Raw genomic sequence first — 739 nt, 5'->3', positions numbered from 1 at the left:
TAGGGCGGGGCGCAGAAAGGTTGCCGGAGGCGTAAGGTGGGGTATGAGGCCGTACTCCCAAGACTTGCGGCAGCGTGTGATGGCCCGGTTGCAGGTGGGGGACCGGGTTCCCGTGGTAGCCCAGCGGTATAACGTCAATCCGCGAACGGTGGAACGCTGGCGTTCACGCCAGCGGGAAGAGGGACATGTGTTGCCCCATCCGATTCCAGGGCGACCCCGCAAGCTTGACGCCACCCTGGAGCAGCGCCTGGCGGAACAGAGTGACCGGTATCCCGACGCGACCTTACCTCAGCACACGGAGCGTTTCGCGCAAGAACAGCAGGTACAGGTGTCACGTCAGACGGTGGGGCGAGCGTTACTCCGTCAGGGTCGGACGAGAAAAAAAGACACTGTACGCCAGTGAACGGGATGAGCCAGCGCGCCAGGCGTGGCGCGCGACCGTGCAACGAGAAGTCGCGAGCCAGCTCGTCTTTGTCGATGAGAGCAGCACGCATGTGGCGATGACGCCGCTATATGCCCGTACGCCGCGAGGGACACGCGCCTATGGCGCGGTCCCTCGCAACAAAGGGGCCAATATCAGCCTCTTGGCCGCGCTGACTCCTCAGGGTATGAGTGCAGCGATGACCGTGGAAGGTGCTGTGGATGGTCTGGCGTTCGAGCGCTATGTCGAACACGTCCTCATCCCTCGACTCTCGCCCGGACAGACGGTGGTCATGGATAACCTCAGCGTGCATAAGAG

The 739-nt window shown here is 62.9% G+C and carries 2 protein-coding genes; both read left to right on the top strand.

All coding sequences use genetic code 11. From position 1 onward, the window contains the following. Positions 1 to 43: 43 nt before the first annotated feature. Complete coding sequence (locus tag DEIPH_RS20985) at positions 44 to 403, top strand: helix-turn-helix domain-containing protein (protein WP_081790928.1); 360 nt, start codon at positions 44 to 46, stop codon at positions 401 to 403. Positions 404 to 440: 37 nt separating this feature from the next. After that, positions 441 to 739: transposase (locus DEIPH_RS19325; protein WP_161636071.1), on the top strand; the 299-nt coding region annotated here is incomplete at its 3' end.

The sequence above is a fragment of the Deinococcus phoenicis genome (genome assembly GCF_000599865.1).
Taxonomy (GTDB): Bacteria; Deinococcota; Deinococci; order Deinococcales; family Deinococcaceae; genus Deinococcus; species Deinococcus phoenicis.
The sequence above is the reverse complement of the archived record's forward strand: the minus strand, read 5'-3'. Positions and strand labels throughout refer to the sequence as shown.